Annotated in this window: 23 protein-coding genes and 1 pseudogene; 4 read left to right on the top strand and 20 right to left on the bottom strand. The window is 53.5% G+C overall.

Translation table 11 applies throughout. The annotated features are described in order from the left end of the window. Nucleotides 1-13 precede the first annotated feature (13 nt). Nucleotides 14-639, bottom strand: a pseudogene (locus CFBP5499_RS29155) (SDR family NAD(P)-dependent oxidoreductase). A gap of 109 nt (nt 640-748) precedes the next feature. On the opposite strand from CFBP5499_RS29155, the gene CFBP5499_RS29150 reads away from it, so the two are divergent. Next, on the top strand, nt 749-1,342 hold the full coding sequence (locus CFBP5499_RS29150; protein ID WP_080830791.1) for a TetR/AcrR family transcriptional regulator: 594 nt from the start codon (nt 749-751) through the stop codon (nt 1,340-1,342). Beyond that, nucleotides 1,329-1,790 (top strand): PaaI family thioesterase, encoded by a 462-nt coding sequence (locus CFBP5499_RS29145; protein ID WP_012478094.1) that lies wholly within the window; start codon nt 1,329-1,331, stop codon nt 1,788-1,790. Before CFBP5499_RS29150 ends, CFBP5499_RS29145 begins: the two co-directional genes overlap by 14 nt. 488 nt (nt 1,791-2,278) lie before the next feature. Here the strand turns inward: CFBP5499_RS29145 and CFBP5499_RS29140 are convergent, their stop codons facing one another. The 8 genes from CFBP5499_RS29140 to virD1 form a co-directional block, all read right to left on the bottom strand. Further along, nucleotides 2,279-2,614 carry a TIM barrel protein gene (locus CFBP5499_RS29140; protein ID WP_244557737.1) on the bottom strand — a complete coding sequence of 112 codons (336 nt, stop codon included), beginning with the start codon at nt 2,612-2,614 and terminating at the stop codon, nt 2,279-2,281. Further along, nucleotides 2,548-4,566: a virA/G regulated protein gene (locus CFBP5499_RS29135; RefSeq protein ID WP_080830722.1), complete on the bottom strand. Its 2,019-nt coding sequence runs from the start codon at nt 4,564-4,566 to the stop codon at nt 2,548-2,550. Before CFBP5499_RS29135 ends, CFBP5499_RS29140 begins: the two co-directional genes overlap by 67 nt. A gap of 66 nt (nt 4,567-4,632) precedes the next feature. Beyond that, nucleotides 4,633-6,282, bottom strand: coding sequence for a type IV secretion system single-stranded DNA binding effector VirE2 (locus CFBP5499_RS29130; RefSeq protein ID WP_080830723.1), 1,650 nt, complete (start codon nt 6,280-6,282; stop codon nt 4,633-4,635). A 4-nt stretch (nt 6,283-6,286) separates the two neighbouring features. Then, a complete protein-coding gene (virE1, locus tag CFBP5499_RS29125; RefSeq protein WP_080830724.1) occupies nt 6,287-6,484 on the bottom strand; it encodes a type IV secretion system effector chaperone VirE1 in 198 nt (65 codons plus the stop codon). Nucleotides 6,485-6,933: 449 nt separating this feature from the next. Then, nucleotides 6,934-9,441, bottom strand: a complete 2,508-nt coding sequence (locus CFBP5499_RS29120) for a virA/G regulated protein (RefSeq protein WP_137066581.1) — start codon at nt 9,439-9,441, stop codon at nt 6,934-6,936. 100 nt (nt 9,442-9,541) lie between these two features. Then, nucleotides 9,542-11,500, bottom strand: coding sequence for a type IV secretion system ATPase VirD4 (virD4, locus tag CFBP5499_RS29115; protein WP_080830792.1), 1,959 nt, complete (start codon nt 11,498-11,500; stop codon nt 9,542-9,544). 654 nt (nt 11,501-12,154) lie between these two features. Next, nucleotides 12,155-13,459: a T-DNA border endonuclease VirD2 gene (locus tag CFBP5499_RS29110; RefSeq protein WP_336470692.1), complete on the bottom strand. Its 1,305-nt coding sequence runs from the start codon at nt 13,457-13,459 to the stop codon at nt 12,155-12,157. Between the two features lie 3 nt (nt 13,460-13,462). Further along, a complete protein-coding gene (gene virD1, locus CFBP5499_RS29105; RefSeq protein WP_080830726.1) occupies nt 13,463-13,906 on the bottom strand; it encodes a T-DNA border endonuclease subunit VirD1 in 444 nt (147 codons plus the stop codon). Nucleotides 13,907-14,174: 268 nt separating this feature from the next. Between virD1 and CFBP5499_RS29100 the strand changes: the two genes are divergently transcribed. Together CFBP5499_RS29100 and CFBP5499_RS29095 are read left to right on the top strand one after the other, a co-directional pair. Beyond that, complete coding sequence (locus CFBP5499_RS29100; RefSeq protein ID WP_012478084.1) at nt 14,175-14,870, top strand: conjugal transfer ATPase VirC1; 696 nt, start codon at nt 14,175-14,177, stop codon at nt 14,868-14,870. A gap of 2 nt (nt 14,871-14,872) precedes the next feature. Then, nucleotides 14,873-15,481: a conjugal transfer protein VirC2 gene (locus CFBP5499_RS29095; RefSeq protein ID WP_080830727.1), complete on the top strand. Its 609-nt coding sequence runs from the start codon at nt 14,873-14,875 to the stop codon at nt 15,479-15,481. Nucleotides 15,482-15,591: 110 nt separating this feature from the next. Here CFBP5499_RS29095 and CFBP5499_RS29090 read toward each other — a convergent pair whose 3' ends face one another. The 11 genes from CFBP5499_RS29090 to virB2 form a co-directional block, all read right to left on the bottom strand. Further along, nucleotides 15,592-16,395: a response regulator gene (locus CFBP5499_RS29090; RefSeq protein WP_012478082.1), complete on the bottom strand. Its 804-nt coding sequence runs from the start codon at nt 16,393-16,395 to the stop codon at nt 15,592-15,594. A 131-nt stretch (nt 16,396-16,526) separates the two neighbouring features. After that, the gene (virB11, locus tag CFBP5499_RS29085; protein ID WP_012478081.1) at nt 16,527-17,558 is read right to left on the bottom strand and encodes a P-type DNA transfer ATPase VirB11; all 1,032 of its coding nucleotides are present in this window, start codon (nt 17,556-17,558) and stop codon (nt 16,527-16,529) included. Between the two features lie 39 nt (nt 17,559-17,597). Further along, nucleotides 17,598-18,731 carry a type IV secretion system protein VirB10 gene (virB10, locus tag CFBP5499_RS29080; RefSeq protein ID WP_080830728.1) on the bottom strand — a complete coding sequence of 378 codons (1,134 nt, stop codon included), beginning with the start codon at nt 18,729-18,731 and terminating at the stop codon, nt 17,598-17,600. Beyond that, entirely contained in the window at nt 18,728-19,609 is an 882-nt protein-coding gene (gene virB9, locus CFBP5499_RS29075; RefSeq protein ID WP_012478079.1) for a P-type conjugative transfer protein VirB9, read from the bottom strand. Before virB9 ends, virB10 begins: the two co-directional genes overlap by 4 nt. Further along, nucleotides 19,606-20,319 (bottom strand): type IV secretion system protein VirB8, encoded by a 714-nt coding sequence (locus tag CFBP5499_RS29070; protein WP_012478078.1) that lies wholly within the window; start codon nt 20,317-20,319, stop codon nt 19,606-19,608. Before CFBP5499_RS29070 ends, virB9 begins: the two co-directional genes overlap by 4 nt. Continuing rightward, nucleotides 20,306-20,473, bottom strand: a complete 168-nt coding sequence (locus CFBP5499_RS29065) for a type IV secretion system lipoprotein VirB7 (protein ID WP_012478077.1) — start codon at nt 20,471-20,473, stop codon at nt 20,306-20,308. The genes CFBP5499_RS29070 and CFBP5499_RS29065 overlap by 14 nt, the downstream gene beginning before the upstream one ends. Before the next feature lie 33 nt (nt 20,474-20,506). Further along, nucleotides 20,507-21,394 (bottom strand): type IV secretion system protein, encoded by an 888-nt coding sequence (locus CFBP5499_RS29060; protein WP_080830729.1) that lies wholly within the window; start codon nt 21,392-21,394, stop codon nt 20,507-20,509. Between the two features lie 96 nt (nt 21,395-21,490). Then, the gene (gene virB5 / locus CFBP5499_RS29055; RefSeq protein WP_012478075.1) at nt 21,491-22,153 is read right to left on the bottom strand and encodes a pilin minor subunit VirB5; all 663 of its coding nucleotides are present in this window, start codon (nt 22,151-22,153) and stop codon (nt 21,491-21,493) included. Nucleotides 22,154-22,167: 14 nt separating this feature from the next. Beyond that, nucleotides 22,168-24,537: a VirB4 family type IV secretion/conjugal transfer ATPase gene (locus tag CFBP5499_RS29050; protein ID WP_080830730.1), complete on the bottom strand. Its 2,370-nt coding sequence runs from the start codon at nt 24,535-24,537 to the stop codon at nt 22,168-22,170. Further along, the gene (locus tag CFBP5499_RS29045) at nt 24,537-24,863 is read right to left on the bottom strand and encodes a type IV secretion system protein VirB3 (RefSeq protein WP_080830731.1); all 327 of its coding nucleotides are present in this window, start codon (nt 24,861-24,863) and stop codon (nt 24,537-24,539) included. Before CFBP5499_RS29045 ends, CFBP5499_RS29050 begins: the two co-directional genes overlap by 1 nt. Next, entirely contained in the window at nt 24,863-25,228 is a 366-nt protein-coding gene (gene virB2 / locus CFBP5499_RS29040) for a pilin major subunit VirB2 (RefSeq protein ID WP_012478072.1), read from the bottom strand. Before virB2 ends, CFBP5499_RS29045 begins: the two co-directional genes overlap by 1 nt. Between the last annotated feature and the right edge of the window lie 12 nt (nt 25,229-25,240).

Genomic DNA, 25,240 nt, shown 5'->3' with positions numbered 1-25,240 from the left:
GTTGGAAGCGGGCTCAGGCGTCCGCGAGATAGCGACCGGCCGGCCGGGATTGTCCAAAGCCCGGGATCATGGCCTGACGCGCCGTCTCGAATGCGTCCCATTGGCCGACATCGTGCAGCGGCGGTATGGTAACCGCCTCGCGCCGATCGAAACCTGAGAGCGCGGCATCCACCAGATCGTTCACTTCCATCACTGCCTGTAAGGTATCGACATCGACGCCGCCGTGGCCCCAGATTTCGGTTCGGGTGGCGGCAGGTAGCACCGCCTGGACATAGACGCCCTGCGGTCCGAGCTGCAGGTTGAGGGCCTGCGACAGGTGAAGCGCGAAGGCCTTTGTTGCGCCATAAACGGCCATACCGAACTCCGGCGCCAGGCCAACTACCGAGCCGATATTGATGATCGAACCTTCCCCAGCTTGCGCAAGACGCGGAGCAATGGCGTGCGCAAGGCGCACCAGAGCGGTCGTGTTGAGCGTCACCAGCCGCTCTCGGCCCGCAGTCGTTCGGCCAGGGTCTCCATACGCGACGTGTTGCGCGCGACAAGGACCAGGTCGTGGCCGCGCTGCGCGAAGCGCTCGGCGTAGCCTGCGCCGATACCGGTAGAGGCGCCGGTAATGAGGACGGATGGTTTGGCGGTCATGCTATTGCCCTTTCGCGGCATCGAAACTATATTCATGATGATCGTCATCAATGATGCTAAATATGATAGGCATCATCAAAATGTCAAGACCGGTTGGAGAACCATGCAGATGAAAGTGAGTCCGGAACAAAAGGCTCAAAACCGCGGCCGCATCCTGACCGAAGCGGGACGCCTGTTCCGCGAGAAGGGTTTCGATGCGGTAAGCGTCGCCGAAGTGATGAACGCCGCCGGCATGACCCACGGCGGCTTTTACGGGCATTTCCGATCGAAGGACGATCTGGTCGCCCAAACCATCGCGCATGCCGCAGGCAGTCAATCAGGGATCGGCGATCTCAGCGCCTGGATCGACACCTATCTCTCGAAACCCCATCGTGAGCATGCGGATATGGGTTGCCCCATGGCCGCTCTCGCGGGTTTCATGCGGCAACAGGCTCCAGAGGCACGCGCTTCGATGGCGCAGGTTCTAGCCGCGCAGATTGACACTCTGACCGAGATGATACCGGGTGTTGATCCTGTCAAACGCCGTAGAGCTGCCATCGGCAGCTGGTCTGCGATGGTTGGTGCGCTCATCCTCGCCCGGTCGATTGATGATTCCACACTGTCGGACGAGGTCCTGTCCGAGACGCGGGTGTGGATCTACGAAAAAAAGACGCCCAACGCGCCGACCCCGCGCAGAAAAGGCGTGCGGCATGAACATCCTTGAAAGCAACCACGGCCTCGACGGTCACGACCAATTGGCGGCCCTCATGCAGGCCGGTATTCAGCCGCCGATCGGTGAGACGCTGGAGTTTGCTCTTGTCGAACTCGAGCGCGGACGGGTGGTGTTCGAAGGATCGCCGTCACGCAAGGTCTTCAATCCGATCGGCTCGGTGCATGGCGGCTATGCCGCGACACTACTCGACAGCGCCTGTGGCTGCGCCGTGCATTCGGTCCTTCCGGCAGGCCAGGGCTATACGACGCTTGAATTGAAAGTGGCGTATCATCGCGCCTTGAGTGAGAGCAGCGGGAAGGTCCGGGCTGAAGGAAAGATTGTGTCACTTGGTCGACGGGTTGCCTTCTCCGAAGCGCGGCTAGTCGACTCGGATGGCCGGCTCTGTGCGTCCGCAACCTCGACACTGCTTGTGTTTCCGATCGAGCCGCGATCATCCTGATGCAGGCCCATTGTGCTTCCGGGGGATTTCAGTTTGATCCCCGCATCGCAATCTGCATACAGAGACAAATCATCTCATCACGAATACGTACAGAGAAGTCTTTGCGACGACCCCGCGAGCCCCGTCTGCGGGAGCCAACGTTCAAAGCCGATATCTGCGTCGGCCCGCTGACCTGCACCTCAGCGGTCCGCGAGCAGACTTGATGGTCGCGTCGGTTCTGGTGCGATGCAGTTCCCTGCGGGCGGCCCATCTTCTGCGAACAGTTCGACAAAAAGTTGGTCTGGCTCGCTATGGCCGCCGCACTCAACCGCTCGAGACGATCGACCACCGTCTTGATTTGCCGCATAGCAGCATACCAGCTGCAGCTTTTGCCAATCTCGTCTGATGATGTCGGCGACAATCTGATAGGGGGTAGCGGGGCCAACCTCAATTGCCGGCCCTTTGCTGCGGGCGATTGCGGCCTTGCCCTGCGACGCGCTTAACGAAAATCATGTCTTTTCGTCAACCGATGGGAGATCCTTTGACTGGACCTCAGCGCGGATTGCCTTGCGAACGTCCTTCAGATGAATATGAACGATGCGGTCACCGAACCGCTCGATGAGCTTCGCGTAGTCGAATCCGGCTGCCGCGGCGTGTCCGGTGTCAAGAAGAAGCCCAGTTTCCGGCCCAGCTTCTCCAATGATGTCGGATATCTCTTCGAAGGTCTCCGCGACCATCATGAAGTGGTGATGATAGGCAAGCCTAGACGCGTTCCACCTTAGAACCCTCTGGAGGTGGAACGCTCTCTTGAACGTGAACCTTCGAAAATCATAGACCTCGCGCATTCGGGCTTCGGTGAAGGAACCGGCAGTGGCACACTAAGCAATTGATTCAGCAAATTTTCCTGTTCCGAAGCTGACAAATGGTAATCTTCCGATGGAATTTCTGGCCCCGATTTTGGACCTCTCGATAAGTCCGGTTCACCGAGCAACGATTGCGGGTCAATAAACCCGTTAGTTGTATTGATCGAATAATCCCGTACCAAATGCCCTTGTACATCTTCGTCGAAGATACTCTCCGACATTGAACTCGTTCGCCCTGAGCTACCTCTGAAAGAGCCGCCGGGCGCCTCCCCCGCAAGTCGCTCTTGTTCATCATGTATTGCCACAGAAACTGGGGCTGGCGCATTATGAAGGAAACTCAAAAGTTCTTGCTGTCCTGGAGCTGGCTGATGATTGTCCAAGGATGAAGACATCACCGGTGCTTCGCAAGCCGTTTCTCCAACCGCCGTGTGCAGATTTCCACTCGGGTGTAACGGCTCTCCCCGCGAGCCAAACACCTTAGTTAATTCCGGCGACCCGGGATGCGGTAACACCAACGGCTCTGGCTGGGAGAAATGTCGCAGCCGCTGATCATTCTCCTTGTGCCCGTCAGATTCATTATCGCGCCGGAGGGTGAGATGAGCTAACCCTTCGTATGGGCGAGGTCCGTTCGCTTGAAGGTCTGGATCTGACAACAGCATGTTTGCTGGCTTGTATCGTGATTGAGAATCTAACCGTCCTTCCAAGTTCCGTTGGGGAGACGATGATGTTTGTCCAGCAACATCAATATGTTGATCTGTCACACGCGTGACGTCATCTTCGACGTGGTCAGGGTTGGCTTTGGCTAGGTGCGACTGCTGTGCGAAATGAATGTCATCAGTCTCCGGGCGGGGCGAACCGGGAATCGCTGCCCGCTCCTGCCAGATCTGGCGATGCGCACCGGATTCAAAACTACGCAGTCTCTCAGCCTCGGATTCTCGCTCGCTGAGCGTCGCAAATTTCCGGTAGACCGTCACCCCGAGTATCTTTTTTGAAACCTTCTTGAGGCCCGCGCTGAGATATTCGGTTTCGCTCCTGTAGATCTTGCCGAAGGTATGCTTGGCACTCTTCAATTGTCCGGTAGCTTCATCGTAGACAGCAGACCGCTTGTTATAGAGCCGTCGATGGCTCAAAATATCGCGGCCCATTTCATTGCCCTCCTTGTCCAGGAGGGACCTAAAGGATTTGTTGAAAGCGCCACCAAGTTTTTGTATCTTCGTCTGGGAGGTTTGACGATTGTCTGCCTTCACTGAAATCTTGGAAAAGCCGACATGGTTGCTGCCGATACGCTCGAGGTTTCCGTGATCGTCCCGTTCGAATGTCTCCCTTCTGAAACCGTTTCGACGGGTTAGATCGCGATAGAGCCGGTCGTCAGGGCCGCTCCGATACGGCGCGCCCATTTTCTCGGATACAGGTTGAAAGAGCCTGCCACGGTTGGCGTACCGTGTGCGGATCAGGTCGCCATTTTCGTCGCGCTCCCATTTTTCCTCAAAACGTCCGTCTTTGTATTTCACGTGCTTCATGCGGAGTGTGCCGTCCGCAGCATACAAATGGCTGCTGACACTTAACCAGGACTTCCTTTCATATAAACCCAAATAGACTTCCTGCGTCACCGGGTTACGCTTCAGAACCGTTTTGGTTTTGCGAAGTCTACCGTGCTCACGCGTTAATTCTTTTTGGTTGTCTACTCGAAGCCGGTTATTTCCAAGAATTTTATAGCCTATTTCGCCTCGAAACCCTACGTCGAGTTTGTCGACTATCGCCATATCAGCAGCATACTTTCGCTTCCTATCGGGACTCTCCAGTCTGGCTTGCCGCTTGAGCGCCTCTTCTTCGGTAGTCAATGCTTTTCGCATTTGCTCGACAACGCGCTGAGCAGAACGGCGCATATCTGCCGTAAACGACTTCGCAAAACTTTTCTTTGTAGTGCTCACCATGATTGAGCCCTTTCATTGGCAAACCCGGGTCAAACGAGCGTCCTCATTGACGCGGCAGCAGGAACGTCAAAAGCTGTTGACGCTTTGGCTACGCGGTCGACTTTCGTATATCCTGCGGCTGTCACTGATTGGACGCGACGCCGGCTCTGGCCGAACGAAATCACGTGAATATTTGTCAGTTGCTTCACCAAGCACCCCCGCTGCATCGGCTGGCAGCCTTAACTGCAAGCGCTCATATTCCGAGACGCTGGTGTACGTGCCAGTTCTCTGACCATTCTCATTGCGATCGGCGACGATGACATCTTTGGTGGATAAATTTTGCAGTTTTTCAGGAGACAAGTCATGAATGTCACGTAACTCTGGGCCATTTAAGACAATAACCGCTGCCTGCGCGTCAAACTTTTCGAATTTGATACTAGCCGCATGGCTTTGCCGACCCATCGATGCGGGTAAACCAACCCGGTTCATCAACTCGGTGAAATGTGCAGGGTCAGAATATTCCAATCTGGGCGGCGACAGATAGCGGTTGCCGTCGCGAGCAAGCAACTGAACGCGATCCCACAGTTCTCCCTTTTTCAAAGCTTGCGCCCAAGGCGAACTGGGTGCGCTTTGCATTAGGAAGTCAACGCTCACATGACGGTCGCGGGTCAAACCGCCCTGCCCGTCTGGCTGCTGTCCCATATTTACTGTCGCAGTTGGAAACTGCCGATTGTGAGCTCTATTTTCCCCAACGAATTCCGCGAAGCGAATATCCGCACTGCCCCGTTCCCAGGATTCCAGATATTTCGAGTCATGCATAATGCCTGACTTTGACTTCAATTTGATCTCAGTCTCGTCCCCATACCTGCGCTTGACGGTGTTTTCAAACTCGCTGAACTGTTTGTTGGCGTAATTGTCGCCGGCAAACCTGTACACGAAGTGGATGTCATTTTGGGGAGTTTTGATCATAATATCGGGCAGCAGCGAACCAGCCTGGAGTTCGTGTTGATATCGCTTTTGAATTTCCCGGCGCCCGTATTTTTCTGTTTGTACGTATCGGTCTTCAGGTCTTAGTTTATAATTCCGGTCGAGCTTTATGTTCTTATCTGTTTGATAAAAGATCTCTGTGCCCGTGATCCCCATATCAGCGTGCGCATGATTCCATACGTCCAACTTGTACTGAAACCGCAGTTTGTTACGTTCCTTCGCCTCCATCATCCCCCATTTTTCCTCCAGTTGCTCTGGAACGCTAATCTTGTCGAATGCGAGAGGTGGCGGGTAGTAATTACCGGCGCCGTCCCTGTAGAGACGGCAGCACGCGTTAAATTCCGCCTTGGTGGGCATTTGGTCGAGGTTGCCTTTGGCAATACCAGTAAAAGCATCTTGTCCCGTTTGACGCACGAGAATGTATTCGTCCGGACGACGATCGTTGCCTGGCAAAGACATGTGCGAGAACAAGACGGACAGCTCTTTTTGAATCTCAGCTTGATTTCCGTGCTCGCTGCCAGAATAAAGGCTGGAGGAGGAATCGACCGATCCATAATCCAGACGTGGGCTTAAAACTTCCGTTCGGGTAGGGCTCCCTGATTGTACGTCTTCGCCATTCGTCATCTGAATATCGGAGATGGTGTTGGAACTGATATTCGGCTTCTTCAGACGCCTGGTGTCAGTGTCATCACGATTTTCGATGTTGTGACCGCGACCCACATAGACATTCCTATTGCTAGACGGATCCATCGTCTCACTCCTTCTGACCAGCAAGATTGTCTTCTGGGAGCGGGCACCGATGGACAAAGTCCTCCAACTCGATCATAGCGAGATCCAGGTTTGTAAAACCACTCGGCGGATGACTGCCGCTCATTTCCTCCATGAGAGACTCCGGTCTCTCTATCGGCGAGGTTGTCCTATTTTTGTTCACATGCGGCTTGATGATGGCCATATGTTCTCTCCTGCAAAATTGCGTTTTTCCAGAAAATCCTCCGCAACCCGAGATAAAGCTGCTTTGCTACTTTGAGCAAAGCCGGGGGCGGAACTGTTTTAATCGGCGCCACCACTAGACGATCCACTTATAAGGCCCGTCGTCCGTAACCTCTTATCGGAATTTTTAAGTCTCCGACCGGAAAGTCTGGCAAGTGCTCATATCTCCAAAGTACCATCCACACCCGGGTCTTGAAACGGATATCGCGTTTCAACTGCAATGAGCAGGCAATAAATGATGCCACAATCGAGCTGAAAGGGAGGAACTGGAAAGACAGGACGCACGCGGCCTGACCGAGGCCATCGTATCCCTGTGAGCTTTTTTGGCGACGAGCAGCCGGTCGACCAGCGGCAGAATATCAACCAGCGATCGATGCAAATACTGCAAATGATCACTATATTGGCGACTTATCAGCGTTTAAACGCTTTGTCTTGAGCTCGATCACGCGGATCATAAACTCGTCGATCATCGAGCTCGTCAATGGCTTTTCCAGTCTCTGCTTCGGATCGAGCTTTCGAAGGCGACGTGCTTATCAAGCGCGCAGTTCGGTCTAACGCAGAAATAACTTCTTTTTTTTTCCGTCTTACGCCGACTGATTTGGCCTCAAGATCCTTTTTGACGTCATATAAGGCCAAAAACTCGCGATACACTTGCTGCTCACGCTCGAGAGTCGGCCATTTTCCAGTCAATGCTGTTTCGCGGGCAAGAACAGCTTCGGTTTGCCCACGGGGACCAAGATGCAGCAATTGAGGGGCTTCGTTTTTATCCGGCGGAACAAGGACAGGATCGCGGCTCACTGTATAGTTGTAGCTCGTTGTTGCCACTTGAATTGGCAAGGCAACACCATCGGGCGATTCACTTTGCAGGCCATCGCTAGCGAGTTGATGCGCGTAACCCAATTGGTTCAATTGATACCCATTTGAGGCCGTGGCGCCTTCCGAGCGCGCAACGGGGTCTGACAGAGTTGCCCTTTGATCCGAGCGATAGCTTGTGTCATCCGGCCATCCGCGCCCGACAAGTTTGGTCCGTCCTCTCCCGGTGCCAACATGTTGGCGATGAAGCCCCTTATCCTCAAGGTAGGCGGGCATGGGCCTTTCGAGACGCCGGCCCTCTTTTGTCGCTCTCGCGGTATCGTGGACAGCCTTGAACCCGAAAATATGCTCCGACTCGTACGCACCGGTTTCGGTCGCGAGCCGCGCTCGTTCATTTTTCCGGCTCCCATAGGTGCCAATATTGTCGCTTCTTAAGCGAACAGTCTTTTCTGGCGAAGGGCGCGGAGCCTTCAATCCAAATTCGTTAAGCAACAATCGCCTTGTACTGGAATTCACGTCATGGATAGAAGCTGTAACGGTTCTGTCGCTTTTGGAGCCTAGCCGCTTAACTCCACCCGTGCCATTGACGGGATCGCTGGCGGTGATATTTTCCGTATTGTTTGCATCTGACCCAGAAGCAGTAAACCATTGCACAGGCCTCGTTTCAGATTCTGAACATGCTGCGAATTGCCTTTGAGACGATTCTGGCACCGGCTCCCTTACTTGGTCGGAACGACGATAGATTGATTGATCGTCTAAAGGGACGTCTGATCTATCCGTCAAGCTTGTGTACGACGGGCGACCAAGCGCGTCGCTATCATCAAGCGGATCGCTCTCATCGGCAATCCAGGCTGAGGGATCGATTTCTGCCAGACGAGCGTTCACTACAAGATTTTGCCATCGCGGTTGGGCTGGCTGCCGCCATTTTTCGTAAGCCTTTCGTTCCCTGTCTCCGAGCGACTTTCCTTCATATAAGAAAACCGGTGAGGACGACTGACCAATCGCTTGGGTCGAAAGAGCGCCACTTTCAGTCCTGGCCTGGCGTGCATCTAAGATGAGATCTTCCCAAGTCGGGCGTTCCCTCTTACTCCAGCGTTCATAAGCAGTTCGCTCAGGTGCTCCGAGCCTTGTGCCATCATACACAAAAGAATCGGAGGAATCTGTCCGTTGACCAATGGGGCGTTGCGAACCGCGTTCCGACGCGGGCAGAGCCTCCCCGCGCTCTTCAAAGCAACCTTTTTGACCTTCAATCCAACCAGCATGGCAAAGTTCTGCCATACGCGCGTTAACAACGAGATCTTCCCAGGTAGGCTGAGCGTCTCCTTGCCATTGTCTGAGAGACTGCCGTTCCGGCTCGCCCAAGGGAACACCGTTGTATTCAAATGATGATGAAGATGTTTGTGAACCAAAAAGCCAAGCAGAGTCATTGATCGAGGAAACGCGTGCCCTTAATACCAAATCTTTCCACGTGGGTGGCTCCGCCTCGGCCCAGTCACCATATGCAGAACGCTCGGCTTCCCCGAGCTTCATCCCGTCATATGAAAACGATCCGGATGAATTCTCATCATCAATTAAGTTGCTCCGCTTTCGCTTCAATGAAATTGAACTTGCATTCTTCGATCCTGCGAGGGATGTATACTCGCCGGTAATCCCGTGTGGACGGCCAAGTTCCGTCATGCGTGCGCTGACAACAAGGTCTTCCCATGTCGGCTGAGCGTCTTCTTGCCAATCTTCGTAGGCCTGTCGTTCCCCGATGCCCAGAGGCATCCCTTCGTATCTGAAGGTTGAGGGGGTGTCCTCTTCTAAATCTCGGAGCCAGGTCACATCGTCAATCGGATCGACACGTGCCTTGATTATAAGGTCTTTCCAAGTGGGCCGGCCCGGTTCACACCAGTTCTCGTAAGCCGCACGCTCGGCAGGACCAAGTTCAACACCATCATAGGTAAACGACACGGAAGTAGACTGGCTGTAGTCGGTTTGGACTTCAAACGAGGCATCAGCCTGATCCCGAGAAGGTTCGGTTAAAAAAGGGGCGGTAGTACCGCCAGGAACGTCAGGAAGCGCGTCAGCCGAACCCCTTATGTGAACTTTCGACTTTCCTGTCATACCGACACCTCGTAAAGGGCCAATTGGGATCTGGCGTACACTTTGTTGAACCGCAACATGCCGCCTGAAACGAATTGCACCATTAAGATCATTTCGCAGGCTATGCCGGTGCGGACCTCGATCTTTGCTGAAGTGCAATAATCTGGTCCAACAATTGCTGTTGAGCGGTCAGAGCCAGCGTCAATTCTGGAGGCACAACCGATTCCGGCGGTATCTCGCCCGCATTGGCTTGTTCCTCGTCACCATTTATTCCCATCACGCGTTCAGGGATATCAGCACCGACTTTAACACTTCCTTGGTCCTCGGCCACAGTTCTGTTTTGCGGTGCAGCATCCTCATTAAAATTTGCTATCGGAGCCAAGTGGTATTGAACTTGATCGTTGCTATAGTCGGAAAGCATCAAGGGTGCGGGCTCAGGCAGAGAGCCCATCTGGCGTTCGAAAAGGCCTTTCAGCGTACGATCGGAATAATACTGCACCTTTCGTAATTTGAGTGGAGGTCGCCCTTTGATGAGAACGATTTCACTCTGATCGTCTAGCAGGCGCACTTGTTCGGGGCGCAGAAGGGCTGCACCTTGATCAGAAATCTGGATGTTGTGGTCGAACATTCTGGCTTGACTGTAAGAGCTCGAACGCGCTTTAAACGTATATTCGCCGATAGCTTTTGAGATGTAGGTTGGAGTTTCGTCATCAGCCGTGGCCATAAATACTTGTACGCCGGTATTGCTCAGAAAGTTTTGTTTTCCTGCGTCATCGTATGTGCCCGACAAGGCCGAAAGACTTTGAATAATAAACATAAAGCGGCCTCTGTAACCGGCGATGGTTGTGATCGCGGTCTCTATGGCCTCAAGCTTGCCCAGGTGTTTGAATTCGTCGAGGAGAAATAAAACTTCATGGCACTCGTCTTTACCTGGCAGCGATCTCTGCAAGATTGACACGAGCTGCTGAAACATCAGGCGCATAAGTGGTGCCAAGACCTCCAGATCGTTGGGACTGACACAAAGATAAATGCAGGTATTCTTCCTCCGGAGATCGTAAACGGAAAAGTCTGACCGGCTTGTCGCTGCTTTGATAAGCGGATCAGCCCACAGGTTCAGTCCACCGTCGCCCAGCACAGAGGTGTACGATGTCAGAATTTTCGTGTCGTTGCCCGCCATATTATCGAAGATACGCTGAGCCTCTTTGTTTAGGCTTTCCTCCGCGAGTTGCGCAAAAAGCTTATACTTTTCGCCAGGCTGCGCAAATAGGTCATATACCGCGCCAATCGTTGGTGTACCACGCTCAATGCAAGTAAGGATTCCCGCGACGAACAGGTCACGTGCGCCGTCAATAAAGCCTTCTGCTCCCTTGCCCTTGGCTGTAATAAGGTTCGCAGCTAGACGGCGTGTTTCAGTGAACTGGCGTTCGGGCGGAAGTGCGGCAATATCCAGGACCGGATTGTAACAATGAGTCTTCCGCTCAGGATCTAGGGGGGAGAACTTGAAAACTGCGTCGCCGCTCGCTTTACGTGCTCTGGACGTCAGTTCAAACAATTCTCCCTTGACGTCAAGGGCGATTACCGAGCCCTTGAAGGTCAACAGCGTTGGAATGACGATGCCGACGCCTTTGCCAGCACGCGTTGGCGCGACGACAAGACTGTGTGGCTGTTCGCCATTGGTCAAATAACTGCCGAACCAAAGGGGACCACATGTCTTTCCAAAGATCGGCCCCTTGATGCGACTGTAACGCTGCAGATAACCAGCATGCCGCATTTCGCCAATTTCTGCCCAACGAGCTGTCCCATGATGCTTCTGATTGCGCAGCGATATGATGAGCTGACTTGAAAGAACGATCAGCGAGGTAAAGATGACAACAGATAAACCACGCCAGAAGACGGTGCTGGCATAACCCAAGTAAAGCGGGGTCTCATACCAAAAAGCGAAAACGTCAAACGTCATCATCGCTTCGCCGTTGAAGCCCCGGCGGAACGTTACATAGCAGCTGGCCGCACAAAAACCGGCTGCCAGCGAACATACGATGCTCAGGGTCATACGCTGGGGCGAAGTCTTGCTGGAGTTCATGACTTCACCGAAATCTTTGCACCCATCGTCAACGCGCTCCGGGTCTGGCAGCAACTGCAAACAATATAGTACGTATGCTTTCGCAATCTTCGAGCAAACGCGGTTCCAATCTTTTCATGTAAGGTTGGCGTCGCACCATGACTGCCACTTCCTTTCTGGGGGTCGCGCGTTTCAGGGTGGTCTTCTGCGTCAGCGGGCAGTCTTCGGTCGGAATTGATCCTTGATATACGTGTACTATGGGGTACGGATGCGAGCGTTTTACCGAGCCCGCCTTGCTTGGGAACAGGGACTGCCCTGCCGACTTTGGCAGTCACATTTCTTGCGTTATTTCGCGTCTCAAAGTCATAAGCGGCCGGAGCCAGGTCATTGCTGTTTATTAGCGATAATGGCGCGATCGCAAACCAATGAAGAGTAGCCGCCATGTACCGCAGACCAGTCGACGCTCTTCCCGAGGAATCACGCAATATGGCTGCATTTGGTAATCTTGATGAGCTAGTTGGAATCGGCCTATCCCTAACATTTCCTTGAACATTGGACAGTGCAGAGCTATAGGCGGATGCGGCTCCACGCCGTTCGCCTGTCAACCCGACGGAGGTCGGGCGAGCAGAGCGTATCGTGAACTGACCATTTGCCATTATTCCGTCCTTCCTGTCTCTAGGTCCCCCCGCGCCCATCGTCGCGACGATTACCTCTTGCACGTTTGCGTCCACCCAATTCTCCATCGTGACGGTCACGCGGACGCGTTGGAGAAGCTTCCGGTTGCTCGGTACCGATGGAAGCAGACACCGGATCAGCCGCCTTGTTGCTGTCATCGCGACCGTCGGGCTCACCGACATTTGCCTCGGAATCAACCTGCGCAGCCTTCAATCTTTTACGGTTTGCTCCGCTCGGACCTGCCTCCTCGTCATGACGTCGTTTTGACCCCTGCTGGCGCTCGACTGTGTGCATGGCAACGTCAGTCACCGGGCGAGAAGTATCGGAATTGCCGCTTCGTTTGGGCACGCTGGCTTCAGCGACATACGAAGTCTCAATCCCGAAATGCCCAATTACAGGGATTTTGGACGCGGATGGTTGGGCACTCCGCTCGCTCTCCAATGGTACGCGGATCCGTGCGTCGGCTTTGATGCTGGAGCCGGCGGGCTCCTGGAAACGGGCGTGCGGTTCAAGCGGTTGTCTGTCGTGTCGGATTGCACGGTCCGGTTCGCCGGTAGATGCGTCCGATCGAAGTGGATCGAACGATTGACTGAGGTCCCGACGATCTTCCTCAGGCGAGGTCTCATCAAAATCTGTATCTTCGAATTGAATCTTTTGAGCCTGCATCCGCTCAAGGCGTCGATACTCAGCATATGTGATTGGTCGCTCTGCTATTCCCCTTTCTGCTCGCGAAGTCGCATCCAGGACTATGCCGTGACGAAGTGAAATCTCTGCCATCTTTTTCCGTAAGCCGTCATAATTTAGCTGGGGATGGCGCCTGGATATTTTCAGCCACCCCTTCCCCAGAAGTTCCCGACGATTGACCACGATATGTAAATGTGGATGATCGCGATCGACGTGGTAGGCTGTCAGATAGTTATAGCGGCCACCCCCGTATCCTGACCCAAACATCTCGGCTGCCCATTCCCGGCTTGCTTCATGAGCTGCGGTTTGGTCGGTACCTGCGGGGAAGCTTACAATAATGTGTGTTGTTAAGTCTTGTTGCCTGTCATCGTCTGACTGACTTTCGTCATAAATCCCGGCCTCCGTAACCCAACTTTGGGCAAGCTCACGGATTTGATCCGGCGGAACAGGAATATCGAGATGCCGGGCTGAACGCTGCAGTTCCAGCTTTCCCTTACGGGACAGGTACTCCAGCTGATTGATTATCTGCTGAAGGGTCTTGGTTCCACCTCCTGGCACAATGCGAATGATTACTTGAGCGCGATCGGGCATCCAATTTTCTCCCGTCAGGTGCGTGGTCAAGTGCTACAAGGCACCTTTCAGTAACGAGCAACCGTCGATCCGTCGCCGGGATACGGACAAAATGGAGCGCAGTAGTCCATCGAGGGCGGCGAAAGCCTCGCCAAAAGCAATACGTTCATCTCGCACAGCCTCCAGATCCGATCGAGGGTCTTCGGCGTAGGCAGATAGAAGCATGGATACATTGCTTGAGAGTATTCCGATGGACTGAAGTATGGCTTCCATCTTTTCTCGTGTGTCTGCATCTATTTCGAGAAAGCCCCCGATGCGGCGCACCGCAACGCGAATTGCCATACTATCCGAAAGTCCCAGCAGGCGCGCTTGATAGGAAAAGGTTTCATACTCGGCCGATCGCAGACGGGCACTCACGACCTTGAACCCTTCAACTTTCAGGGATCGATGCTGGTTGATGGTAGTCTCACTCGACGTGGCTCTGGTGTGTTTTGACATAGCTTCCTCCAAAGAAAGCGGAAGGTCTGGATACTCCAGCACGAAATGTGCCCGGGTAGACGGATGGAAGTCTAGCCCTGCTCAATATGAAATCAACAGTACATTTACAGTAAATACTGAATATACTTGCTACATTTGCAATTGTCTTATAACGAATGTGAAATAAAAATAGTGTAACAACGCTTTTACTCATCGATAATCACAAAAACATTTATACGAACAAAAATACAAATGCACTCCGGTTTCACAGGATAGGCGGGATCAGAATATGCAACTTTTGACGTTTTGTTCTTTCAAAGGGGGTGCTGGCAAAACCACCGCACTCATGGGCCTTTGCGCTGCTTTGGCAAATGACGGTAAACGAGTGGCCCTCTTCGATGCCGACGAAAACCGGCCTCTGACGCGATGGAGAGAAAACGCCTTACAAAGCAGTACCTGGGATCCTCGCTGTGAAGTCTATTCCGCCGACGAAATGCCCCTTCTTGAAGCAGCCTATGAAAATGCCGAGCTCGAAGGATTTGATTATGCGTTGGCCGATACGCGTGGCGGCTCGAGCGAGCTCAACAACACAATCATCGCTAGCTCAAACCTGCTTCTGATCCCAACCATGCTAACGCCGCTCGACATCGATGAGGCACTATCTACCTACCGCTACGTCATCGAGCTGCTGTTGAGTGAAAATTTGGCAATTCCTACAGCTGTTTTGCGCCAACGCGTCCCGGTCGGCCGATTGACAACATCCCAACGCAGGATGTCAGAGACGCTAGAGAGCCTTCCAGTTGTACCGTCTCCCATGCATGAAAGAGATGCATTTGCCGCGATGAAAGAACGCGGCATGTTGCATCTTACATTACTAAACACGGGAACTGATCCGACGATGCGCCTCATAGAGAGGAATCTTCGGATTGCGATGGAGGAAGTCGTGGTCATTTCGAAACTGATCAGCAAAATCTTGGAGGCTTGAAGATGGCAATTCACAAGCCCGCGTTGTCGGTCGGCGAAGCACGGCGGCTTGCTGGTGCTCGACCCGAGATCCACCATCCCAACCCGACACTTGTTCCCCAGAAGCTGGACCTCCAGCACTTGCCTGAAAAAGCCGACGAGAAAGACCAGCAACGTGAGCCTCTCGTCGCCGATCACATTTACAGTCCCGATCGACAACTTAAGCTAACTGTGGATGCCCTTAGTCCACCTCCGTCCCCGAAAAAGCTCCAGGTTTTTCTTTCAGCGCGACCGCCCGCGCCTCAAGTGTCGAAAACATATGACAACCTCGTTCGGCAATACAGTCCCTCGAAGTCGCTACAAATGATTTTAAGGCGCGCGTTGGACGATTTCGAAAGCATGCTGGCAGATGGATCATTTCGCGTGGCCCCGAAAAGCTATCCGATCCCTTCAACTACAGAAAAATCCGTTCTCGTTCAGACCTCACGCATGTTCCCGGTTGCGTTGCTCGAGGTCGCTCGAAGTCATTTTGATCCGTTGGGGTTGGAGACCGCTCGAGCTTTCGGCCACAAGCTGGCTACCGCCGCGCTCGCGTCCTTCTTTGCTGGAGAGAAGCCATCGAGCAATTGGTGAAGAGGGACCTATCGGAACCCCTCACCAAATATTGAGTGTGGATTTGGGGCCGCTGGCCGCGTCCTCAGTCACCCTTTGAGCCAGATAATTAAGAGCCAAATGCAATTGGCTCAGGCTGCCATCGTCCCCCCGTGCGAAACCTGCACGTCCGCGTCAAAGAAATAACCGGCACCTCTTGCTGTTTTTATCAGTTGAGGGCTTGACGGATCCGCCTCAAGTTTGCGGCGCAGCCGCAAAATGAGAACATCTATACTCCTGTCGTAAACCTCCTCGTCGCGTACTCGACTGGCAATGAGAAGTTGCTCGCGCGATAGAACGTCGCGCGGTTTCTCTAAAAACGCGAGGAGAAGATTGAACTCACCTGCCGTAAGTTTCACCTCACCGCCAGCTTCGGACATCAAGCGACGTTGCCTGAGATTAAGTGTCCAGTCAGTAAAACAAAAAGACCGTCGGTCTTTGGAGCGGACAACGTTGGGGCGCACGCGCAAGGCAACCCGAATGCGTGCAAGAAACTCTCTCGTACTAAACGGCTTAGCGATAAAATCACTTGCTCCTAGCTCGAGTGCAACAACTTTATCCGTCTCCTCAAGGCGGTCGCCACTGATAATTATGATTGGAATATCAGACTTTGCCGCCAGATTTCGAACGATCTCAAGCCCATCTTCACGACCTAAATTTAGATCAACAACCACGACATCGACCGTCGCGGAAGAGAGTACTCTAGTGAACTGGGTGCTGTCGGCTACCGCGGTCACTTTGAAAGCGTGGATCGTAAGGTATTCGATAATAAGATGCCGCATAGCAACATCATCATCGATAAGAAGAACGTGTTTCAACGGCTCACCTTTCAATCTAAAATCTGAACCCTTGTTCACAGCGCTTGAGAAATTTTCTCGTGAAGGATGTACAATCATCTCCAGCTAAATGGGCAGTTCGTCAGAATTGCGGCTGACCGCGGATGACGAAAATGCGAACCAAGTATTTCAATTTTATGACAAAAATTCTCAATCGTTGTTACAAGTGAAACGCTTCGAGGTTACAGCTACTATTGATTAAGGAGATCGCCTATGGTCTCGCCCCGGCGTCGTGCGTCCGCCGCGAGCCAGATCTCGCCTACTTCATAAACGTCCTCATAGGCACGGAATGGAATGATGACATCGATCGCCGTAGAGAGCATGTCAATCAGTGTGCGATCTTCCAAGCTAGCACCTTGGGCGCTACTTTTGACAAGGGAAAACAGTTTCTTGAATCCTTGGATTGGATTCGCGCCGTGTATTGTTGAAATCGATCCCGGATGTCCCGAGACGACTTCACTCAGATAAGCCCATGCTGCATCGTCGCGCATCTCGCCAAGCAATATCCGGTCCGGCCGCATACGCAGACTTGCTTGGAGCAAGTGCTCGGCGCTCACAGCACCCAGCCCAGCACCGTTCTTGGAGTAGAGTAGTCTAACATGATTATCGTGTGGAATGACGAGTTCGAGCGTATCTTCTATGGTGATTAGCCTTTCCTGGGGGGGGATGGCGCTGATCAAGGTCTTGCTCATTGTTGTCTTGCCGCTTCCGGTAGGGCCACATAGCAACATCGTCAGTCGGCTGACGACGCATGCGTGCAGAAACGCTTCCAAATCCCCGTTGTCAAAATGCTGAAGGATAGCTTCATCATCCTGATTTTGGCGTTTCCTTCGTGTCTGCCACTGGTTCCACCTCGAAGCATCATAACGGGAGGAGACTTCTTTAAGACCAGAAACACGCGAGCTTGGCCGTCGAATGGTCAAGCTGACGGTGCCCGAGGGAACGGTCGGCGGCAGACAGATTTGTAGTCGTTCACCACCAGGAAGTTCAGTGGCGCAGAGGGGGTTACGTGGTCCGACATCCTGCTTTCTCAGCGCGCCCGCTAAAATTGCGATATCTTCAAGATCATCATAAGAGACGGGCAAAGGCATCTTGGTAAAAATGCCGGCTTGGCGCACAAATGCCTCTCCAGGTCGATTGATCGCAATTTCTTCAGTCTTCGGGTCATCGAGCCATTCCAAAATCGGCTTCAGAAGAAAGCGTAGTTGCGGATCCACTTCCATTTACAATGTATCCTATCTCTAAGCGGAAATTTGAATTCATTAAGAGCGGCGGTTCCTCCCACGCGTGGCGCCGCCAGTCAGGCGGAGCTGGTAAACACCAAAGAAATCGAGGTCCCGTGCTACGAAAATGGAAACAGTGTCACCCTGATTCTTCTTCAGGGTTGGCGGTATGTTGATGGTTGCCTTAAGGGCCGTCTCAGTTGTCTGCTCACCGTTATTTTGAAAGCTGTTGAAGCTCATCCCGCCACCCGAGCTGCCGGCGTAGGTGCTAGCTGCCTGGAAGGCGCCTTGAACAACGCTCAAGAGCATAGCTCCGCTAAAACGCTGCCAGAAGTGGCTGTCGACCGAGCCCGGCAATCCTGAGCGACCGAGTTCGTCCGCGCTTGGCGATATTAACGAGATCATCGCATGGTCAGGTGTCTCGGCGCGATCCCACAACACAAAAACGCGCCCATCTCCCTGTTGCAAGCCACGCTGTATTTCGCCAACAACGGCGGTGCCACGATCAAGAAGCACGATATTGTTCGTTGTTCCACGAATATCCTGAGGCAAGACACACTTTACATAGCCTGCCAAATTTGTGTCGATTGCGGTTTGCAAGATGCACGGGATTATTGTCCCTTGCGTTACCATAAAATCGGGGTGCGGCAAGAGCGTGGCCCTGCTGGGCTGCAGCTCGGTGGGTTTCATACGTATCGACAAATCGTTCTCGCCGGACACTTCGCCATTCGGCAAGGAGCTGTCGTCACGCTTGCCTACTTGTCTTCGGCCCGTGTCGCCCTGAATGGCGCGTTTGCTGACCCCTTGATCGCCGCTGCTATATGCAAAAATCGGTGTTTCTTCCGGCCGTGGCTCATGCCGCTCCGGTTCGCCCCTCGGCGGTAGAGGAGCAGCAGGCTGAACAGCCTCTTGAACCGCTGGAGGATCCGGCGGCACCTCAATCGGAGCTGGATGAAATGGCTTGGTGTTTGTTGCGATCAAAGTTGACGGCGATGCGTTCTCATTCACCTTCTTTTGGCGCCCACCTAGCCAAATGAGGCTTAATGATAACGCGAGAACGACACCTCCGACGATCAATTTCTGAGACCCCGAAAGACGCCGGCCATGTTTGTCGGAGACCAGGGATCCAGATGCATCAACCTCATGTGCCGCTTGCTGACTATCGTTATTCATCCCTTCGCCCCCTTCAGGACGCGTTTCACATCGGGCCTCACCGTGCCCGTTTGCGGCCTTTGGCCAACGGGATCGTAAGCGGTATTCCAGATACATAGGACTGTGTGGCCATCCCTCAGACGCCAACCTCGGGAAACCGAAGAAATCTCGACATCGCTCCCTTTAACTGAATAGTTGGCAACAGCTTCCTTGCCATCAGGATTGATGGTGTAGATGGAGGGTATGCGTACATTGCCCGGAAAGTGGAATACCGTCGTAAATCCATTGTCGAAGACTTCGAGTGGCAACAGCGAACGATCGCCTTGGGCGACGTAGTGCCAATTACTGTCCGCCGCACCAAGGGCTGTGACAGGCTGATCCAATAAATTCTCAGCTTTCCGTTGATATTGTGCTTCCGCGTGTAGTCTGTCCACAACAGCCTTCTGTTGTGCCTCCCTTCGCCGAGCCGCCGCATCGTCGGCGGGGTAGGCGAATTGGACGCTGTAATAGAGATCGGGCTGCTCTTTATCGAGGTGGGACAGAGTCTTGGAACTTATACTGAAAACATAACGGCGCATCCCAGAGTCGCTTGCGGTTAGCACGATTACTGGCTGAGGCGTGAGGACCTGGCTTGCCTTGAAAAATAGATAATTTCCCCGCGGTAGGGCTGCTAGATCTTTGCTATTTGAAACGGCAACCGCTGTCACCGTTTCGTTCGTGGCGAATGTGACGACCAAAGTAGCTCCAACCGCCGTCGAGAGGCGCACCACTTGATCGGGATTGTAAGCCAAGTAACGCATGCGCGGATCTAGCTTGCCCGCCATTGGAGTGTCTTCAGCCTCCGCACCAGTCGCAGCGGCAAATAAACATGCTAAAATGAAAAGTGCTTTTCTGATCATGGTTCGCTGTGGCCTACGTTTGAAACGGTATCTTCCGATGTCTGATAGGAGGTGACAACCAGACCTGCCGGGTTGGTCAGTCTCAATCTGCCGGGCAAGCTGGTCACCTTTTCGTAGCGAACTGTCGCGGTCCACGTACTCACCACCGGCATTTTGCCGTCAACGACGAGGGTCCTTTTATAGCGAATTTGCTGCGTGCTTGGAGTTACATCATTTGAAGCGATGTGCTCGACCTCCACCCTGCCGCGTTTGCCAAGAATGACTTGAGGCGAACTGGGATTGGGATAGTTGAAGAATTGCTGGTAATCCTGGCGCACTGTTGGGGCACTGAAGTTCGATACCAGGTCGTAGGCGTACTGAGCGGTATCGGCATCATAACTCTCGCGCAGGCGAACATACTCCCACAATGAGGCGTTAACGACGGCCTCCTCTTGAGTTGCAGGCAATCGCGAGACAGACACCTCGCTGTCAACGGTGCCGTCCGGCCGTATCCATAGATATACGGGCACAAGCCTGCTCAACGGCACCATTGTGGCTATAGCGAACGCTTGAGCAACATTTCCCAAAATCGCGATAGCTGCGACAGCTGCAATGAGTTTGGAGAGACGTCGCGCCGATTTCGCTCGCGCGGTTTGAAAGGCTTCTACTTCCTTATAGTGCTCGGCAAGGCTTTCGCGCGCCACTAGCATGGCATATTCAGGCCCCGTCATAGCGTCCACCCGAATTGCCGAGCTGAAGATCTGACGGAGTAGGCTGCCATCGCCCCACATTCAGCGGGAAGATCGGGCCTTTGCAGCTCGCTAATGTGTCGTTTGTCTGGCAGCCGCTCAAAGCGACAACTAGGCACAGCAGGCAATACTTCATAGAATTCTCCATTGAGGCGAATTTTTGCGCGACCTAGCCTCGCTCAACCTGAGCGAAGCGACGGTACAAGCTGCTGGCAGATTGGGTTGCGCCGCTCCAGTAACTGCCTCCAATGTTGCCGGCGATCGCCGGCAAAGCGATAATGAGCGCATCCCCTGTCAGAAAAAACATATCGAGTTCGTAAAGACCAATGATCTTGGCCGCGGTCGTACCGGCGAAGGTGATTACACCAAGCATAAGGGTGAGCGCAGTCGCTTCGGTTAGGATGACGATCGTTGCCACGAGGTTTAAGAGGAGAAGCAAGAGACCGTAGGTGATAAGTTGCCCGATCCACTTCGCTGCGATGTCCCGCGTGCGATCAAAAATATATCCGACGAGAATCAGAGGCCCGATCGCGAGAAGCACTTTCGTGAGAATTCCAACGGCGTCGTAAACTCCGAAGGCAGACCAGAGCGTGCCGTAAAGGACCCACTGTGCCCCTTGGAAAGCAAGGATGTCCTGGTCGTTCATCGGACCGATTTCGGATGCGATTTTCTGAAAAACGGCCTGGGTCACGGCGAACATTGTATCCAACTGTGCCGGAACAGTCTGCAGAGGCAAGCCGGTTACACTAAACTGCTGAACAAAGTTTGGGACCGTCTTTTCGAAGATGGAAACCACATAGTCTTGGTAGTTAGCCTGCCCAACAATTAGAGCAACAACGATGGTGACCGTGATCACCCGAGTGATACCGCTACGGGTATCGACTTCGCCGCGTATGACTAAAATACCCTGAACAATAATCCAAAGAGTGACACAGGCGATCAATGGCGCACTCACCGCCTCCTGGATAGTCTCAAGCATCGAGTCCAAGCCTGTCGTGAAGGCTACATCGAAGATCGTATGAATGGCCGTAAACGGCGCCGGAATCGTGAAATTCATCGATTGGACCTGAACTTGACTGGTTTGTCGCATAATGTTGGATAAGATGAGCTCGCATTCGGCGAGGATGCGGGCGGATGAACAAATCGCCCAGCCTTAGGGGAGGGCACCAAAGATGACAGCGGTCTTTTGATGCTCCTTGCGTTGAGCGGCCGCCTCTTCCGCCTCGTGAAGGCCGGCCTGCGCGGTAGTCATCGTTAATAGGCTTGTCGCCTGTACATTTTGAATCATTGCGTCATGGATCTGCTTGAGAAGCAAACCATTGGTCACGGTTGCCTGCATGATATTGCGAGATCGGGAAAGCTGAGCAGACGTATCAGCATTCGCCGTCAAGCGTTTGTCCATCGTTTCCAGATTGTCAGCCGCAATGCCAGCGCTGTTTGCGGAACCGGTGATCTGCGATCGCAACAGATCCGCTTCAGCATCACTACCCACGACTGCACGGTCTGTATCGCTGGTGATCGCACGTGCCGTGGTCGACATTGGCATTCGCGGCGAAAACATTTCATTGTCTAGGTCCTTCGTCGAAGGATACTGATTTTTCTGGTTGAGCGAAGTCAGTAGTCCAGTAACGCCGTAGGCCGACGTCAACATCGTAACCATCGCTATAGTCTGAGTGAGATTCTCCGCAGTCGCGAGCGCAGTCGCGAGCGTCTCAGCCTCCGTTGCCGGGTCGCTAACAACAAACTGCGCCCGCGCGGGCTGAATATATAGAAAGCTGCAGGTCAAAACTGTTGCAATAAGTTGCGTCGTCTTCATCGTTTCCTACCTTATCAATCTTCTGCCTCGTGGTGACGGGCCATGAATTCGCTGAGCCAGCCAGATGAGTTGCCTTCTTGTGCCTCGCGTAGTCGAGTTGCAAAGCGCACCGTGTTGGCACGCCCCGAAAGCACGGCGACATATTCACGCATATCCCGCAGATCAAATTCGCAGATGACGCTTCCACTTTCTCGTTTAAGAAGAAACTTACGGCTGCCGACCGTCATGTCTTCACGGATCGCCTGAAATTCCTTTTCGGTACATTTCAGTCCATCGACATAAGCCGATCGATCTGCGGTTGGTGATGGATAGAAAATCTTCGTCATACATTGCGCAACCAAGCTGGCTCCTAGCGGCGATTCCAGAACATGCTCTGGTTGCTGCGTTGCCAGTATTAGCATCCCGTTGTTTTTTCGAACGGTCAGGAGGAATTTGTCGACGACAGTCGAAAATTTAGGGTTTAACAAATAGGCGCGAAACTCATCGCAGCTCATCACAAAACGGCGGCCGTCGATCATGGCTCCAATCCGATGCAGGAGATATGCTGCAGCGGGAGCGCATACTTCCTCGTATTCGAGAAGATGCGTCATGTCGAAGCCGGTAATCGACGGATCTAGCTTTACTTCGTCAACTTCGCCGTCAAATGCCCAGCCAAGCGCATGGCCCCGGCACCAGCGTTGGAGCCGCGCTCCTGCGCCTTCGGCGGGCCCATGCAACAAAAATTCACGTAACCCCGCGATTGAACGCATTTGTGGATCAAACGAGAGCTGACGATGGATACCACGGACCAGACGGCGGTTCTCTTCCGGAGAAATCCCACCCCGACCATCACTCTCGATGAGAGCCACGATCCATTCGCGCAGAAAATCGTGTGAGGCTGCTGTGTTTTCTAGGCCACGCAACGGCGCCAACCCGCTGGGTGTGCCTCTGCGAAGTGCCAAATATGTTCCTCCTGTGGCGCGAACCAGCAATTCGCCACCCCGGTCCTTGTCAAAGAACACGACCGTACCTGCACGGTCGACCATGCTCTGTTCGAGCATGGCTAGAACAAACATCATGAGCGTCGTCTTACCCCTCCCGATAGGCCCGAATATTGCCGTCATGCCAACATCGTGCTCATGCGGGATATAGTCGAAAGGCGTTCCGCCATTGGTACGAAATCGGGCAATCGCGTTGCCCCAGTGGCCTGAGCTGGCGCCCTCTGGAAAGTTTTCGAAAGAGACAAACCCTGCGAAATTGCGTGAAGTGATTGCGCCAGGGCGTGTGCGCCACTTAAAATTCCCCGGCAATTGGGACCAATAGGCCGCTTCCATACCAATACCTTCTTGGACAACCACGGCACCTGCATCCGCCATTCGTGTCCGAGCCCGCGCGCCCCTGTCCCCAAGACTATTGAGATCGTCTGCATAGACGCAAAGGCTCAAATGATGTGAGCCCATAACGAATTCGTTGCTCGCAAGTGCGTCCTCAGCCTCGGATAATTTGCCGATTTGAGTCACGGCTTTATCGCCGGAACTCAGCATCTGGCTCGATTTGAGGCTAAGTTTCGCGTGCGCTTGCGGGCGAGTCAGGAACGAAAAACTCTGCGTGAGAACAAGTGGAAAATCGAGGGATAGCAGCGCGTTGAGCATGCCCGGCCGTGTTTTTGCAGGGTATTCGCGAAACGAATAGATGGATCCAACGTAACTGTCTTTTGGCGTTCTGATCTCGAGTCCTCGCTTGCCGCAAATGACTCTGTCGGTATAAATCGAAGCGCCGAGTGAGCCGCTGACGACCGGAACCGGTGTGAACCGACCAGTCATGATCAACCGTAGCGCTTCGCCAATTTCGGTGAAGAGCACACCCTGCTTCTCGCGGATGCCAAGACGATGCAGGCCATACGCTTTAAGAGAGCCAGCGACAACATGCCAAAGATCTTCCATGTTCCTGATCTGGCCCGTGAGATCGTTTTCCCTTTTTCCGCTTAGCTTGGTGAACCTCCTCTTTACCTTCCCTAAAGCCGCCTGTGGGTAGACAATCAACGTAAGGAAGTGTTCATTGCGGAGGAGTTGGCCGGAGAGCACGCGCTGTTCAAAAGCTTCGTTCAGGCTAGCGGCGAAAACACTACGGAAGTGTCGCGGCGCCGATGATGGCACGTCGGCATGACGTACGAGGTGAGCATATATTGACACATGATCATCAGCGATATTGCGCAACAGCGTGTTGAACGCACGACAACGCGCATTGCGCATTTCAGTTTCCTCAAGCTCGAATGCAACGCCATCAATTCTCGCAATGGTCATGATCGATCCGTCTTCAAGAAGGACGATATGGTCGCTGAGGTGGCCAATATAAGGGAGATAGATCTCACCGGATCTTTCGGTCGTTCCACTCGCGCCGAGCATCACACCATTCCTCTCCCTCGTGGGGGAACCCTGATTGGATTTGGGCTAACAGTAGCGCCCCCCCAAACTGCACTATCAATGCTTCTTCCCGCGGTCCGCAAAAATAGCAGGACGACGCTCGCCGCATTGTAGTCTCGCTCCACGATGAGCCGGGCTGCAAACCATAACGGCACGAGAACGACTTCGTAGAGCGGGTTCTGAACGATAACGATGACAAAGCCGGCGAACATCATGAATAACCCTGCCAATGTCAGTGGCACCCCAAGAAACAATGCGGGCCGTGTGGCTGCGAGGTAAAGGGTCGCTTCTTCCAAACGATCAGCCATCAACTACCGCCAGTGAGCGTTTGGCCGAGGAAGCTCGCCCCAAACATGATAACAATGCCGCCAACGACGCCGGCAACCAGCCCAAGCGAAGCCCGCCCGAACATCCAGGAGATCCCGATAGCGACAATGCCGAGAACAGCGAGTGACTGGCCGAACGGACCAAGGATAAACGTGCATATATTGTTAACCATTGTGGCGGGGTCAGTGCCGCCACCCGCAGATTGCGCTGCGGCGGGTCCGGATGAGGAAATGCTCCATGCAATTGCACCGCACAAGCTTGGGGCGCAGCTCGATATCACGCGCATCATCGCATTCGAGAGCGAGAGGCGATTTAGATGTAAACGGTATCTCTCAAAGCATCGCATCAATGCGCACCT

The organism is Agrobacterium tumefaciens, assembly GCF_005221325.1.
Classification (GTDB): domain Bacteria; phylum Pseudomonadota; class Alphaproteobacteria; order Rhizobiales; family Rhizobiaceae; genus Agrobacterium.
Note: the sequence above shows the minus strand (reverse complement) of the source record. Positions and strands in the feature narration are given on the sequence as shown.